The sequence below is a fragment of the Vibrio sp. 10N.286.52.F8 genome, assembly GCF_041468745.1.
GTDB classification, from domain to species: Bacteria; Pseudomonadota; Gammaproteobacteria; order Enterobacterales; family Vibrionaceae; genus Vibrio; species Vibrio crassostreae_C.
Map to the genome: position 1 here is coordinate 73,556 of NZ_JBFRJF010000048.1, position 16,051 is coordinate 89,606.

General features: G+C 43.8%; 12 protein-coding genes and 1 pseudogene. 2 read left to right on the plus strand and 11 right to left on the minus strand.

Going from position 1 to position 16,051, the window contains the following annotated elements:
* Positions 1–16 precede the first annotated feature (16 nt).
* Together carB and AB4133_RS20505 are read left to right on the plus strand one after the other, a co-directional pair.
* On the plus strand, positions 17–3,247 hold the full coding sequence (carB, locus tag AB4133_RS20500; RefSeq protein WP_017059294.1) for a carbamoyl-phosphate synthase large subunit: 3,231 nt from the start codon (positions 17–19) through the stop codon (positions 3,245–3,247).
* A 195-nt stretch (positions 3,248–3,442) separates the two neighbouring features.
* Positions 3,443–4,222: a TSUP family transporter gene (locus AB4133_RS20505; RefSeq protein ID WP_012603222.1), complete on the plus strand. Its 780-nt coding sequence runs from the start codon at positions 3,443–3,445 to the stop codon at positions 4,220–4,222.
* Here AB4133_RS20505 and AB4133_RS20510 read toward each other — a convergent pair.
* The 11 genes and pseudogenes from AB4133_RS20510 to AB4133_RS20560 form a co-directional block, all read right to left on the minus strand.
* A complete protein-coding gene (locus AB4133_RS20510) occupies positions 4,173–5,018 on the minus strand; it encodes a LysR family transcriptional regulator (RefSeq protein ID WP_372225574.1) in 846 nt (281 codons plus the stop codon). The two genes, AB4133_RS20505 and AB4133_RS20510, sit on opposite strands and share 50 nt — an antisense overlap.
* 132 nt (positions 5,019–5,150) lie before the next feature.
* Positions 5,151–5,733: pseudogene (locus AB4133_RS20515) on the minus strand (flavodoxin family protein).
* Between the two features lie 448 nt (positions 5,734–6,181).
* Positions 6,182–6,844: a hypothetical protein gene (locus tag AB4133_RS20520; protein ID WP_372225575.1), complete on the minus strand. Its 663-nt coding sequence runs from the start codon at positions 6,842–6,844 to the stop codon at positions 6,182–6,184.
* A gap of 99 nt (positions 6,845–6,943) precedes the next feature.
* Positions 6,944–7,795, minus strand: a complete 852-nt coding sequence (locus AB4133_RS20525) for a hypothetical protein (RefSeq protein WP_372225577.1) — start codon at positions 7,793–7,795, stop codon at positions 6,944–6,946.
* 336 nt (positions 7,796–8,131) lie between these two features.
* Entirely contained in the window at positions 8,132–10,027 is a 1,896-nt protein-coding gene (locus AB4133_RS20530) for a hypothetical protein (RefSeq protein ID WP_372225579.1), read from the minus strand.
* Between the two features lie 63 nt (positions 10,028–10,090).
* A complete protein-coding gene (locus AB4133_RS20535; protein ID WP_136978395.1) occupies positions 10,091–10,594 on the minus strand; it encodes a hypothetical protein in 504 nt (167 codons plus the stop codon).
* A 9-nt stretch (positions 10,595–10,603) separates the two neighbouring features.
* A complete protein-coding gene (locus AB4133_RS20540; RefSeq protein WP_372225582.1) occupies positions 10,604–11,914 on the minus strand; it encodes a transglycosylase SLT domain-containing protein in 1,311 nt (436 codons plus the stop codon).
* A gap of 3 nt (positions 11,915–11,917) precedes the next feature.
* Positions 11,918–13,300: a hypothetical protein gene (locus tag AB4133_RS20545; RefSeq protein WP_372225585.1), complete on the minus strand. Its 1,383-nt coding sequence runs from the start codon at positions 13,298–13,300 to the stop codon at positions 11,918–11,920.
* Complete coding sequence (locus AB4133_RS20550) at positions 13,288–14,460, minus strand: hypothetical protein (protein WP_372225588.1); 1,173 nt, start codon at positions 14,458–14,460, stop codon at positions 13,288–13,290. Before AB4133_RS20550 ends, AB4133_RS20545 begins: the two co-directional genes overlap by 13 nt.
* On the minus strand, positions 14,460–15,098 hold the full coding sequence (locus AB4133_RS20555; protein ID WP_372117803.1) for a hypothetical protein: 639 nt from the start codon (positions 15,096–15,098) through the stop codon (positions 14,460–14,462). The genes AB4133_RS20550 and AB4133_RS20555 overlap by 1 nt, the downstream gene beginning before the upstream one ends.
* On the minus strand, positions 15,098–16,051 hold a 954-nt coding region (locus AB4133_RS20560; protein WP_372225591.1), incomplete at its 5' end, for a hypothetical protein. The genes AB4133_RS20560 and AB4133_RS20555, both read right to left, overlap by 1 nt.

The following is a 16,051-nucleotide window of genomic DNA, read 5'->3' on the forward strand; positions in this document are numbered from 1 at the left end:
TTCGGAGTAGTAGACAATGCCAAAACGTACTGACATTAAAAGTATTCTTATTCTAGGTGCTGGCCCGATCGTTATCGGCCAAGCATGTGAGTTCGATTACTCTGGTGCTCAAGCTTGTAAAGCGCTTCGCGAAGAAGGTTACCGAGTTATTCTTGTAAACTCGAACCCAGCGACAATCATGACTGACCCAGACATGGCAGATGCAACTTACATCGAGCCTATCCAATGGGAAGTTGTGCGTAACATCATCGCTAAAGAGAAGCCTGATGCAGTTCTACCTACTATGGGTGGCCAAACTGCATTGAACTGTGCTCTAGACCTAGAAAAGCACGGCGTTCTTGAAGAGTTCGGTGTTGAAATGATTGGTGCAACGGCTGACGCTATCGATAAAGCAGAAGACCGTTCACGCTTCGATAAAGCAATGAAAGCAATTGGCCTTGAGTGTCCAACTGCTGATACAGCGAAAACGATGGAAGAAGCTTACAAAGTTTTAGACATGGTTGGCTTCCCTTGTATCATTCGTCCATCGTTCACGATGGGTGGTACTGGTGGCGGTATCGCTTACAACAAAGAAGAATTTGAAGAAATCTGTCGTCGTGGTTTGGATTTATCTCCAACTAACGAACTTCTTATCGATGAATCACTTATCGGTTGGAAAGAGTACGAGATGGAAGTGGTTCGTGACAAAAACGACAACTGCATCATCGTATGTGCGATTGAAAACTTCGACCCTATGGGTATTCACACTGGTGACTCAATCACCGTGGCTCCAGCTCAAACGCTGACAGACAAAGAATACCAACTAATGCGTAACGCATCTCTAGCAGTACTGCGCGAGATTGGTGTTGAAACAGGTGGTTCAAACGTACAGTTTGGTATCAACCCGAAAGATGGCCGTATGGTTATCATCGAGATGAACCCACGTGTATCTCGCTCTTCTGCACTAGCATCTAAAGCAACAGGTTTCCCAATCGCTAAGATTGCAGCGAAACTGGCTGTTGGTTTCACGCTAGACGAGCTAATGAATGACATCACTGGCGGCGCAACTCCAGCATCATTCGAACCAACAATCGACTACGTAGTAACTAAGATTCCTCGTTTTAACTTCGAGAAGTTTGCAGGTGCTAACGACCGCCTAACGACGCAAATGAAGTCGGTTGGTGAAGTTATGGCCATCGGCCGTAACCAACAAGAATCTCTACAAAAAGCACTTCGCGGCCTAGAAGTTGGCGCGACTGGTTTTGACGAAATGGTAGACCTAGACGCACCAGATGCTCTAACGACTATCCGTCACGAACTTAAAGAAGCTGGCGCAGAGCGTATTTGGTACATCGCTGACGCATTCCGTGCTGGTATGTCGGTAGATGGTGTATTCAACCTAACGCAAATCGACCGTTGGTTCCTAGTTCAAATCGAAGACATCGTTAAGCTAGAGCAAGAACTTAAAGCGAAAGGCTTTGCTGGTCTAAATAAAGACGAGCTAAACAAGCTTAAGCGTAAAGGTTTTGCTGATGCGCGCCTATCTAAGATTCTAGGTGTAGCGGAAAGCGAAATCCGTCGTCTACGTGACCAATACGATATCCACCCGGTATACAAGCGTGTAGATACGTGTGCAGCTGAGTTCTCTTCAGATACGGCTTACATGTACTCATCTTACGATGACGAGTGTGAAGCAAACCCAACAGACAAAGAAAAAATCATGATTCTAGGCGGCGGTCCAAACCGTATCGGCCAAGGCATTGAATTTGACTACTGTTGTGTACACGCATCACTAGCGCTACGTGAAGATGGCTACGAAACTATCATGGTTAACTGTAACCCTGAGACAGTTTCTACAGACTACGATACGTCTGACCGTCTGTACTTCGAACCAGTAACTCTGGAAGACGTACTAGCAATCGCTCGTGTTGAGAAGCCAAAAGGCGTTATCGTTCAGTACGGTGGTCAAACGCCACTTAAACTGGCACGTGCTCTTGAAGCTGCTGGCGTACCAATCATCGGTACTAGCCCAGACGCAATCGACCGTGCAGAAGACCGTGAGCGTTTCCAAGTTGCTGTAGACCGTCTAGGCCTACTTCAACCAGAAAACGCGACAGTAACAACAATGGAGCAAGCGGTAGAGAAGTCTCGTGAAATCGGCTTCCCACTTGTTGTACGTCCTTCTTACGTACTTGGTGGTCGTGCGATGGAAATCGTATACGACGAGCAAGACCTACGTCGCTACTTCAACGAAGCAGTTAGCGTATCAAACGAATCTCCAGTACTACTTGATAGCTTCCTAGATGACGCTGTTGAAGTAGACGTAGATGCGATTTGTGACGGTGAGCGCGTTGTAATCGGCGGTATTATGGAGCACATCGAGCAAGCGGGTGTTCACTCTGGTGACTCAGCATGTTCTCTTCCTGCATACACGCTAAGCCAAGAAATCCAAGACGTAATGCGCGAGCAAGTTGAAAAGCTAGCGTTCGAGTTGGGTGTTCGTGGTCTGATGAACACGCAGTTTGCTGTTAAGAACAATGAAGTGTACCTAATCGAGGTTAACCCTCGTGCAGCACGTACGGTTCCATTCGTATCTAAAGCAACTGGTGCGCCAATCGCTAAGATTGCCGCTCGTGTAATGGCGGGTCAATCTCTAGAGTCTCAAGGCTTTACGAAAGAAATCATCCCACCTTACTACTCAGTGAAAGAAGTTGTACTTCCATTCAACAAGTTCCCTGGTGTTGACCCACTGTTAGGCCCAGAAATGCGCTCTACTGGTGAAGTTATGGGTGTTGGTGCGACGTTCGCAGAAGCATACTCTAAAGCTGAATTGGGTTGTGGTAACATCTACCCAGAAGGCGGTCGTGCACTTCTTTCTGTTCGCGAAGGCGACAAAGAGCGTGTTGTTGACCTAGCATCTAAGCTATCTAAGCTTGGTTACCAGCTAGACGCAACTCACGGTACTGCGGTTATCCTTGGCGAAGCGGGCATCAACCCACGTCTAGTAAACAAGGTACACGAAGGTCGTCCTCACATTCTTGACCGTATCAAGAACAACGAGTACACGTACATCGTGAACACTGCAGCTGGCCGTCAAGCGATTGAAGATTCTAAAGTTCTTCGTCGTGGTGCACTTGCTGAGAAAGTTAACTACACGACTACGCTAAACGCTGCATTCGCGACTTGTATGGCGCACACTGCAGACGCGAAAACGTCAGTAACTTCAGTTCAAGAGCTACACGCTCAGGTTAAAGCTTCTCAAGCTTAATCGCCTAAAGTGTATCGCTGATATGCGGATATAAATGCTCAAAGCCCACTCCTCGGAGTGGGCTTTTTTATGTCTGTTATTCCGCGGTAGCTTAATGATGAATATTTGGAATAGGTTAGAATCTTGTGTTTCGTTATTGCTCGTCTGCTGTGAGTGGTAACTTGTCGCTACACAGGATTTTAAGGCGTTGGGTATATGGAAATCACTCTAGAAATATTGGCTATCTTGTTTGTTGTTGCAACGGCAGCAGGCTTTATTGATGCAATGGCTGGCGGCGGTGGGTTACTGACTCTACCTGCATTGCTAGCGGCTGGAGTTCCACCCACGCAGGCACTGGCAACCAACAAACTCCAAAGCTCATTTGGCAGCTTCTCCGCGAGTTGGTATTTCGTGCGCAACGGTATCGTCAGCATCAAAGAGATGCGCCTTGCTATCTTTTGTACCTTTATTGGCTCTGCAATTGGCGCTGAGTTAGTCCAGCACATTGATGCGAGCCTACTGACCAGTGTTATCCCACTGCTGCTTATCGCTATCTCTCTCTATTTCCTGTTGGCACCCCAAACTAGAGCGTCTGAAGGAAAACAGAAGATCTCTGAGGCCATGTTTGCTCTGTGTATTGGTGGCGGCGTGGGTTTCTATGATGGCTTTTTTGGCCCAGGAACAGGTTCTATCTTCACCGTCTGCTTTGTTGCTATTGGTCACTTCTCGTTAGTCGATGCTACGGCGCGTACTAAAGTACTTAACTTTACCTCGAATATCGCTGCCTTAATTTTCTTTATTTTGGCTGGTTTGCCTATTTGGGAGTTGGGATTAGTGATGGCGGTCGGTGGATTTATGGGCGCTCAGCTTGGCGCTAAAGTGGTGGTGACAAAAGGGCAGAAATGGATTCGCCCCCTTGTGATCGTGATGTCGATGCTAATGGCGTCTAAACTGCTTTGGGAACAGCATCAACAATGGATTCTATCAGTGTTTTAACTCGTGGAGACTGGTAACTATTTGGTCTGACACAGATATGAATCGGCCGAATCAAGCCTGCTAATTCGGTGAAGCTATACAGATATTGAGGCTCAATATTGAGTGTTTTTACGATAGAGAGCGGTATTAACGCTGGCCCAGTCCCGCCCAATGCAAGTTGCGCCGCTGCGGTGTAGGCATCCATCTCCATCAAGGGCTTGATACCAAACTTCTCTAATACAGAAAGTTGATAAGAATTGGCAGGGTTGGTCATGTCGTTAGTGATGACCAGTGGAGGAAGCTCCGTTAGCGGTGACTTACTCACTATGTAAAACGGCTCATCAAATAGATGGAAGGTCATCAACCCATGATGCGGTGGCAGTAAGCCAGCACACAACCCCAAGGTCGCCTTACCAGATTGCACTCGCTCTATGATTCTCGGCGTGTGGTTGGTGGTAATGGTGATGTACTTATCTTGCTGGATGAACTGGCCCATCATCTCACCTAAATAACCGGCTATCAGAGACTTAGAGCTGTCTAGGGTGATGAGAGTAGTATCTTCCAACTCTTGCTGTTCATAAATAAGCCCGCGAAGTTCATTGAATGTCGGGCCAATACTCTCTATTAATGCTATCGCATCTGGCGTGAGTTTTATCTGTCGGCCACTTGGTTCAATGATCTTTTTACCTAGCTTCTTTTCTAAATTCGCAATCCGTTTGCTGACCGCTGATTGGCTGATATAAAGCAAACTGCCTGTGCGGCTCATGGTCTTTGCTTTACTCAATACCAGTAGAGTTTCGATTCCTTCGAGTAGCATTGGGTTATATTCATGAAATTTGGGAATGATTTTTTCAACTTACCTCAAACAACATTCATTCTCTAGTCTTGAGATCATAGATATCAATCAAGCTAGGAGTTTTGAAGCTAGCCCGTCAGCTAACTAGTTAGTTTAGGTTCTCTTAACTAGACTCGCGATGCGCTGACCAAAATAGAAAGCAGTCTGAAGATCGTTACTGTTGATGTGACTATTGGTGCTATCTGCCGTCTCATCTTCACTGGCGACCAAACCAATGCTTGACCCTGTGCGATTCAAACCTAAGTCATCAATGTGCTTTGAGATATCAAGCCCAGCCCAAATCATGCCATGCTGACAGGCCAGAGTGAAAAAGCTCAACAAGGTTTGTTGCTGCTCACCGTTAAGGCTGCCGCCAGTGGTAAAGCCTGCTGCGAGTTTATTTCGCCATGTTTTCTTACAATAGCTATCACTACTTGCATCCATAAAGCTCTTAAACTGCGCGGCTGGTGAACCCATATAAGTCGGGGAGCCAAAGATAATGGCGTCACAGCTGTCTAATGACTTGAGCTTATCATCATTGTCATACCTTCCTTCGACCACTATCAGAAGATAGCACTTCGACAAGGAGTACTGAGTTAGGTTGTTGAGTGTTAATGCCTTCAGCGATTGTCTCAGCAACTTGCTTAGTTGCTCCATTCTTAGAGAAGAAAACAATGCCCACTTTACCAATACTCATCTTGAACTCCCTTTTGCCAATGTTAGTAAATACATTTATTTATAAAGCTATTTGTTTATTAATATAGCCTGCGAATTAGATAAGTAAACAAAAAAAATTACTAACCTCTTGGCTAATGGACTAACTAAATTGAGTGTTAGGAAAAGAAGGGATCTTTGAAGAGTGGAAATAGAGGGTATCAGTGATTTGAAACCGGATTAAAAAAGGCCCCTTTGCGGAGCCTTTCACTTTGTAACGATAGCTTATTTGATAGCGAAGGTCGGCAATGATAACTTCCAGATATATCGTAGAGCGATGGCACTGAGTTGTTTTAGCTATTTCAGGAATTGCTGATAATTCATGCTACAACTGCTTGTTTCTTTGGTGAGAAGAGCGCACTACTTTCAGCAGTTGTCGTCTTCTATACCTTTCCATTAATGTTGCACTTATGATCTGAAATCAGGCCTAGTTACTTATCTGTTTTGTTGTCTTCAGTTGCCTTACTTTTTGCTTTTGCTTCCTGTTTTATCTGTTTGGATTTTTCTTGAACAGAAGCTGCTTTTTTCGTTGCTGCAACCTTTATTTCTTGAGATTTTACTTTAGCTTGTTCAGAGAGTTTTGAAGAGTAATGCATCAAAATAGTATCTAGAGCTTCAAAACGAGGGTGTATTTTATACGGCATGAAAATGAACACATTAAGCAAAATAAACCCTAAGACTAGAACAAAGCTGCCAATGCTCACTGAACTAGCAGCAATTTCGATAATTTGTTCAAATGGACTATTGTTGTTGCCCATGAACTGTGTCATTTGTTTTAGCTCAACATACATATCTCTTAATTCACCATATAATTTGAACAGATGGTAATATAAGTAGGCTAGAGAAAGCGCACCAAGGCCTTTTGCAACAAGCTTTGGCAAACCTACTGCACAAGCAATTGAGCCAGCAAGCATTAAGAATACGGCGAATAACCCATAAAAATCTAACCCTGATACTGAGTCAGAGATTCCCCACATGTTAATGGTGATTGCTGGTAAGAATGAACCAATGACAATCAGGCCATAAGCTGCTGTGCCAAAGAGATTCATGATCTTATTTTTTTGTACGCTTTCTGTATTTTCTACAGTGTCCATTTTTATATTCCATTCCTAATAATATGTGTTGTAAAGTATTTAATTGTTCTTAAATCGATAGAAAAGGCACTAAGCTAATTGATTAGTGCCTTAGTTAAATTAAAATGGACTAGAATCAGTTGGCGGTAAAATTTTATCTAATTCTTGTTTTAAATCATCAGCTCTGTAGTTAGAGCCTGAACGTGTTGAATATGCAATATTGGCTCCTGTGTTAGAAAGTGATGACACACTTCGATTAACGTTGTATGCAGGACAACTGTTATCCATGTGAGCATTACCAATGTAGTAATATTGGTTATTGTTAGAACTTAACATTGATAGTGATTCAGAACTGCTACCAGTACCGCGTCTACCCGCATTAAGTACAACATATCCATCATCACTTACGCGACCATCAAAATGGTCAAATAGATCAATAAGTGAGATATCTGCCTGTTCTGTTTCACAGTTTTTTCTATTTGTGTCCTTAGCAACTTTTGCAAAATATCCCCAAGTGTATAGATTTTCAGAGACATTTTGAGGCTGAGCCCATGGTGTAAACATAGAAGTTAAGCGATTAGAAGGTATCGGCTTAGCTCGGAAATAATATGTCAGAATATCAGCTGTTTCTTTATCGCCACGCATCAAAGCCTGTCTGAAATTGTGTTGCAGAGATTGAAAATCAGCTTCAATACGATATGGAGGTGTAGAGCCCTGAACCATTTGTACTGCTTCACACTTGTCATTGTAGACATTAAGGTGCGACGAAAGTGCAGATCGTGTGTCGTGAGTTAAATCCAAATATGTTTTTGAAGTCAGCGTCAAACGTTCAACGTCTTGACCTGCTTGGATCTGCTCGATGACATCACCAATGGAGTTAATTCGTGGGTCATCGACACACTTTTGTGCAGAGTGTGCAATGCCAGAATACATCATAGCGAGACCTAAAACGGATAAGGTTATTTTTTTCATTGTTAATCACTTATTATGTAATGGTGTGAATTTAAGCCTTTTTATAAAGCTAGCCACTACCTTGTGGAAATATAACATCTACCAACAAGGTATTATTAAATTACAAGCTTACTTTTAAATTAGTCAATGGTGGTTAGCTATAAAAAATATATTTTCATATAAATATCGATAATGAAAATCTTAGATCTACTTAGTTAATTAGAAAGTGACATTATCTACCTGTAATAAATAAATTAAAGTAGGGTAGGAAAGCTCTTAAATTTATGAAGAGCTTTCTATTCCTGACTAAAAGTTAGTCATTAGTAATTGTGAATATTAATACTCGAAATACGTTAGCTACCAAACGGCATTAAACTGGACAAATGGCCCATGCCAAATATCAGAGCGTTCGTAGGCTAACTCATAACCATTATCGTCTCCCTTGGCATCGCCATACATTGGTATCAGCATATCTGCTTTTGCACGGTACCCTGCTTGCAATGAGAAGCCTGCAGCGCGCATCGAGTGGAAGCGTTTTTGCCAAATGTAGCCAATCTCTAACTCACCTGTTAAAGCTAAGCGATTATGACCACTTAATTTTGCATGTCGATCACCCGTAGCTGCCTCTAAAGCATCACGGTCTACAGATAACTTGCTCAGACCAATACCAATACCAATATCATTGTAAAAGCGAGAATAGCTGGTTTCATAACGTGCACCGTACGCAGCCTCGTTATAGCCAATCTTAAACATATAAGATTTAATATCGAAGTTTTCATCGAATGCAGTTCCGGCGATACGTCCATTTCTATCAAAAAAGCCGACTGCACTCGGGGCATGGTAGTCACTGTAAGAGAAGCCCCAGTAGCCGCCGCGTTCACCCATCAGTAGAATATCAATGTTGGTATATTCAGTTTCAAACGTAAATGGTTCCAGAGTACCGTCGACATCACTGTAGTGAGCTACACCACCTGATTCTAGAGTGTCAAATTCGAGGCGAAGCGTATTTGCACCATCAAAGAAACCATGAAAATCAACCACACCAGTGAGCATCTTTGTACCTTTTGATACGTTGCCATTACTGTGATCTTTGCCTTCGTTGGTCAACTGGCGTAAAGAAATTTGTGTCTCACCAATTCGACCTTGGAAGTAGTAAGTTTCCATGTTTTCATCGTTCATACGATAAGAAGTCTTTGCTACTGTCTCTTTATTGTTGTCTTTTATTCGCTGATTAATGCTCCAGTCTGTGTGCGTTAAACCATAACCTGCTAGCAAATCTATTTTGGCTGGGTGGCTATAGCGTAAGAACTGGTCCTCAACGTTATTTTGAAGATCATCGAGGCTGATTTTCCAAGACTGACGATCTCGGATAGAGCTATTCTTTGCCCTAATGATCACATCTCGCCCGGCAACATAAATCTCTGGTTCATGACCGATATTAACTTCAGCGCTATTGAAAAAATGTCCCGCTCTAGGCTCATGACCATCTTGGAAATAGTAAAGGTTAAGGCCTTTGTTAAGCACGTTAATGTACTCGTAAGCAGCCACTATCGTGCGGCTTCGGTTTTCAGGGTAAACCGTTAACACCTGATTGCTGTCACTGCGAGGGTGGAAGTAGCTTAACGTCTTGTCCCATGCCGTATCTTCATAGCTCATCAGTTTGTAGACATTGGTTGTATACAGGTTAAAGCTGTCACGACCGACAAACGCGATAGCAGTTGTACCAGCAAGGTTGTTATTAACCGCGCCAGCAAAGGATGATTCAGGCAGCGTAAACTCGCGCTCGTATCCTGGTCCTCGCATGTGAACAACATCATCTTTTGCACAGACAAGAATACCGTTGTGCGTAATCGTCATTTCAGCTTCAGTAGCGTAACGACACTGTCGAACACTCTGTTGTTGCTTCTGACCTTTAGAGTTGACGCGCATATAACGATGGCGATTTCTGCCTTTTTCATTTTTATAAGGCTCTCGTACAATTGCCCACGAAATATCACGGTAGTAAGCACTAACAAAGATGCTAGAGCCCGGATTAAAATTACCTGAAATAACTCTGCGGTCATTGGAGACAAGATCGACACGACAGTCTTTTTCACAGCTAGGGTTGCGCTTAGCCAGACGATAGCTTGTTGCGCCCGTTGACGCCGCATACTGCTTTTGGCTTTGTGCGTTTTTTTCTAACGGTGCCGTAAACTCGTACGCGAGTGTTTTTGTGCTTACGAGTAAAAGGCTCAAAATAATAAGTTTGTACATTTTTGGTACTACCAGATGGGGCAAGGCTCAGTGCAGTGCCCTAGATATTGTTTATCGTTTAAATTAAAGTTTGCTAGATAGACGTTCTAACTGTTGCTGCTTTTTAAATTCTTCGTACATAGCTGAACGATCCATTGGATCGATCAGGCCGTCGTCTGCTAATTCATCGATGACATCCACAAGCTGGGCATCAGACAATTCCATTAGCACACAAAATTGGCTTTGGTCGTTAATATTCACGAGCGCGGATTCTTTTAGTCTGCTGTGTTTTAACAGCGCAGAGGTGGTTTGTTCAGAGACCGATGAATAGGTGTTGTCAGCGGAATCCGTCGCTTGACGAGATTGCTCTAGTGCTACAATAGAAGTCTCTAGTGAGCGTGCGATATTCACGCGAGCTTGGTGAGCAGCATGGTTACGATCAGTGGTAAAGTTGCCTGTATCAGCCACGCAAGCGGATTCCCAAATACCACTCTCTTGATTCTTGTCAGGTGTAAAAACCCAATCTGGTGTTGATGAACAGCCACTGATAGCCAATGTCATTGCAATAGACAAAGTAATTTTTTTCATAGTGTTTCTCTAAATAGCGTTTTGATTATTTTGTTGAGCGTAACCGCGCATCTTATTGCGCACTTTTGGAAGATAATTGCGAGTTTCTTCGTAAGGTAAGTGCTGAATAAGGTGCTGATAAACTTGTTCTGACGTCATCTTGTTGATAACAGGTGCAGCACCTGCCATAGTGCGGTGACCAAAGGCACGAGCGACATTGCCCGAGCCAGTGTTATAGGCAGCAATCACGCACCATAAGCGGCTCTTGGGGTCAGTAACTTGACGTAGATAGCGACGATCTAGGATCTGAATGTAAGCAGTCCCAGTCTCTATATTGGTACGCACATCATAGAGTTCGTTCGGGTTCATAGGCTTGTCAATTTTACGAACCAGTCGGTTAACATCATGACCAGCTGTTTGTGGTACGACTTGCATCAAGCCATAAGCAGGAACTGGTGATTTTGCCTTAGGATTGAAATGCGATTCTGTATGTGTAATTGCCATGAGAAGCGCCTCATCGGCATTCTGTTTCTGGCTTTCGACTCGGATGAGTGGCTGATAGCGTTCTGCACGAGCTGCAACCGAGTTGGTTGGCAACGATGCTTCAAAATCATAGACACGGTTTGATACACGCTGGAACTCAACATTTGCTTGTGATGCTTGTACTTGAACTGCTTCAAGTCGCCGTTGTTCATTTGCTTTCAGAGCGGCTTGTTGCTGCTGAGTAAATGTACTCATTCGTGCTGAAGGTTCAACTTGTGAAAGAGCGTCGGAATAGCGACTCATCTCAATCAGCTGTCGTTCTGTTTGAGCACGGATTTGTGCCTCTAAGGCTGTTTGTTGGTCTGCATCAATTTGAGGGGATCGAGAGTGGATGTTAGATGAATCAATCTCTGGAAGCTCAACCATTCCCAAATCATTGAGCAGCTCTTGATTCGCTACTAGCATGTCGTGCATTCGTTCACGCAGCTGAGTCATATCTTCTTGCTCATTTTTGTCATTCGACAAGTGAGAAAGTGAGAGGTGATTACTTTCGAGATCAACAACCAGTTTGGTCTCTTGGTCACTATCGAATAGTACGACCGTTTTACCTGACTCAAATTGGGCTTCACCCCATTGATTCAGCTGCTGGTGCACCTCGTTGTCAAGCAAGTCGAAGTTATCGATTTGCCACTGATTAAAGGCGCTCAACTGCTCCTTATACCATTGTTCAAACTCTTGTTGCTGGGTTTGATACCACTGCTCAAATTCTTGTGAGTCAATACCAGGTGTTGCGAGCGGGGCAGGGGAGTAAGTAACGCTCAACATAAGAGCGCAAAGGCTTAGTTTTGCATGTTTCATTCGTTACTCCACAACAATATGATAGTCGTGCACAATCTCAACTTGAGCGTTGCGATTAGGCTGATGAATACTTAAAGCTGGTACCAAGTATTGCGCGAGCTTTGCGGCTGTGTGAGGGTACCGAAGAGTCAAAACAACATAGTTGTTTTCCTGATGGATCCGCACGTCCCTAGCCTCATCGATTACGCCAATAAGACTGACGAGCTGGGCTTCATTTCCTACCTTACTTGGTTGAAAGAAAACCTTATGCTGTGGGCCACCAAGTTCAAACAATTTCAACAAGACGTTATTTAGCTGCTTATCAATTTCGTTAAGCGAGTTGGCGTTCGCAAAGTGAGTATTGATAAGCTGCTGTTTGGAGCTGTTAGACTTATTTAATGCAATCAATGATGGCTCATTTTTCCAATGACCAAACTGCTGACCTGATGGGTCATTGATATTGACTGATAAACTCAGTTGCTGGCCAGTGACTGATTCTGGATAGTCTGTTTGAACGTTAAGGGTTAGCGCCGATTGCTTACTATCAGTCACCACTCGCTCACCGCGTAGGCTGAGTATTTGGCTCAGTTTGTCAGCCACTTTCTTATCGTCCGCATCGATATAGAAAGCAGGCTGCTCAAGGTAGGCTCGAATAATACTATTTTTTTGTTTCTCGTTTGGCTCACGAAGTGACAGATTAAACGTTGCCTTAACGCTACCATCGGATTGCAACGACTTGTCCAGTTGCTGCCAGTTTTCTAGTAGCACAATGCGAGTCGCTACGTTATTTTGTAGAACAGCAACCACTGTGTGGTGATCATTAGCGGTCAAGACGTTAATCTGCTCGGCAGAGACAAGCCAATTAAAGGCACTTGATAGCCCTTTGGTTATCGCATCTATCAGTGCTTTCTGCTCTTCATTACCACTGACATTGGCCGCATTGCGACTGTCACCCATAACCAGAGCAGAATGTGCCTCCTCTTCGCCCCAAACCACAGAGTTGCTATCAATCTGAGTTCCTGCATCACTGTGCAAGCTTGCTTTGACACAGGTATCACTCCCGAGTAAAAACGCGTCAGAAAACACAGGCGTAACCTCACCCAGTTCAAGCGCGTTAATAAGTGATTGACGTTTTTCACTATCAAAAGTCGCCAGCAGTCGATCAAAGTCGCCAGAAGAAAGCTGATCATTTGATGGTGCAGTTAGAAATCGCGTCAATGAAGTCGTCGCGTCTGATTTTGCGTCTTTAATCGCTTGCGCGCCACGGCCCCAAGCACAGCCTTGCTCAACGAGGGAGCCAGATCGCGCTTGGTGCTCAAAGTGAATGCCTTGTCCATGTGCTAATGACGCAGTGATGAGTAGTATGGCAGGGCTACTCACCAGTGTGGTCAACGTTAGTTTGTCCATGTGCTTCGTTCTTCCAAGAATTGCTGTGGAACACCCACACTGACGGCAAATAGCTGTCGATTACGGTCCGGTTGGTAGATACCCTTTTGCGCTTCACTTTGGATATTTTTCGCAATGTTGTCGTTTTTCCAACGGACCATATTGCCTTGTGCGCTTTGCATACTAGGCGTCACAGAGGCAACACCAATGGGTTCAACAAATCCCGCTGAATATTCAAAGATCACCATTGTTTCGTTTGGCAAAATACCCGCATTTTGCCCGCGGTCTAACGAGATCTGATTGCCACGTATACCTAGAACTTGCGAAGTCGCAGGCATCTCGGTTAGTAAACGGCTCAGCATGACGTCGAAGCTGCGAGTGGCCATACCTGCCATTACACCACTGACATCTTGCGGACTAGTGTAGTTGAAGCCCCTGTAGTAATTACCGTTGACAATAATCGATGCGAAGTCACCTTTAGGGCGAACATCAAAGTTGGATGTCGTTGTTCGACCAATATTTGGATAGCTCAAACGCTCTCGAGTGTAAGGGTCAATAAAGCCTGTGCTCATGTCCATTGATGAGTGAAATAGTGATTGCTCCGCACCGAACATCATGTCAGCTGATTTCGTTACATCAATGCTCATCACGTAATCTGTAGATACTGCAGCACGTTGGCTATTGCGTTCAGCAACTTGGCTTGCACCTTCTTCCGCTAAAATACGCTCAAGTGATTGATTGACAGCGTCACTATCCGCAGTGATGATTCTGAAGCGGTTTACACCAGCAAATTGGTTCTCCAGAGCAGCAACTAAGCCATCGACGTTGAAGGCATTAATGCTGGTGTGGAGCTCATCAAACACTTTACCTGAGCTTTGTTGCTCACCACGATTAAGTTGCGTATTGATATCATTAAAGTGAACTCGAATCGTTTTGCGTGCAAGCGGGCAACGTGAGTCTGTTTCAACCGCCTCATATGAACAAAACTGAAGACCTTGGGTATTAAAGTAAGCAGGCACTTGGATATCATCATCAGAAAAGTCATGTGCAGATTTACCAACGATAACATTCGAACTCGAGGTCGCTTGGTTGGCTTTTGAAACGGTTTGTGAAGGCTGTGTAGACTGGCACCCAGCGATTGAGACTAAGCCAAATAGTGCGACCGTGGTTTGAAAGCGCATTATGATTTTACCTTCTGTTTGATGTGGTTATCGTAAGCTTGAATTTGCTCAAGGGTCGCTTTGTCCAACTGAATCATGTCGTTGGCAAGTTCGATTAAAGATTTGCGTTCACGCATTTCATCAAATGCGGTACCAGCTTTTGTGCTAATCGGTAAAAGGACTAAAGGCTCATCCCAAACCAGAAGACTTACTTCCGCAGAAAAACCCAATAAATCAGCGGTTAATTCTTCGTTTTCATTCATGATTCGACGTAAAGCGAGCTGGTAGCGTTCTATCTTGGGGCGAACCCGATCAGAATTAGGAAGTAGAGCATCGAATCGCTCGATTTCTGCATCAAACTCTTCACCGTTTAGGTGTCGATTACTATGAATAAAGCCAGCGACGTCAGCGTACTCTTGTTGGGTTATATTGAACTGTTCGACAACTCGACATTGACGGTGTTGAAGTGAAACCATAGCGCGAGAAATATTGTCAAAACCGCGTCGAATGCTCGTGAATTCGGTTCCCATCTCTTCGCATTGTGTTTTTACATCATTGAGTGTGAGCTGACGATCTTCAAAGGCGATTTGCTCAGTAGAGGGGGACGCACAACCCGCGATTGCTAGCACGGTTAACACGAATCCAGTCTTTAATTTCATTATTTTTCCCTACCTAAAAACAATTCGTAGAAGGTGTGTTGGTTTATTTTGGTCAAAATGGTGTTGCTTGCTTGCTCTTTTGCGATGATCACATCGTTCGCAATCGCCCGCTCACTAAACTCAATTTGTTGAACAACTCTAGAGAGATCCTGAGGTTCCAATAGCTTCAAACGTATTGTCTTGTGCGAGACTGCTCGATTGTGACTATGGCCTTGCTTAGAGAGTGATTCAACATAGATCGGTAGACCGTTATCTTGATCAACCACGAACTGTTGAGTGAGTGCGTTGGCAACTTGTTGAGATAAAAGGTCTCCAGCAGTTAAGAACTTAACGGGCGTTTGACTGATGCGTTCGTTTATACGCACTTCACTTTGGTGGTAGTCCTGCAATAAAGAACTCGCTTGGTTTGGAGCTATTGAGGATAAAATCATCACACGATATTTATTTTGAGCTAATTCATCCCGAGCTTTTTCCATACGAAGAAAATTATCCCAGGATAGAATGTCATCACTAACCAGTTGGTCAAAAGACTTTAAACTGGTGCTCAGTTGAGTGGTCAGTTGCTGATACCATGTTTGCACATCAACAGAGAACTGATATTGACAAAGAACATCACCACAAGTTTGTGAGTGCAGAGATAGGTGGCTCACTTCAATTGGAATAGAAGAGATAGTGGATTTGTCTTCGAATAAACAATGGGTTTGGTCTGCAATAGTTTGGCAACTAGAAACAGTTTCAGCACTTACTTTGCTGAAGAGTTGCTTAGCAAGCTTGAATTGTGCTTGTTCAAAAGCGATATGTTCGCTTTCTGCTTTAATAGCGATTTTTTTTGGTGCTAAGTAATTTGCATTACTAGTGTTGCCCCAAAAAATCATGAAAGTGGCTAAACATGGTAAAATTAATTTTATATATTTCATATAAGATATCACCATAGGTTTTATATTATTTAAAGA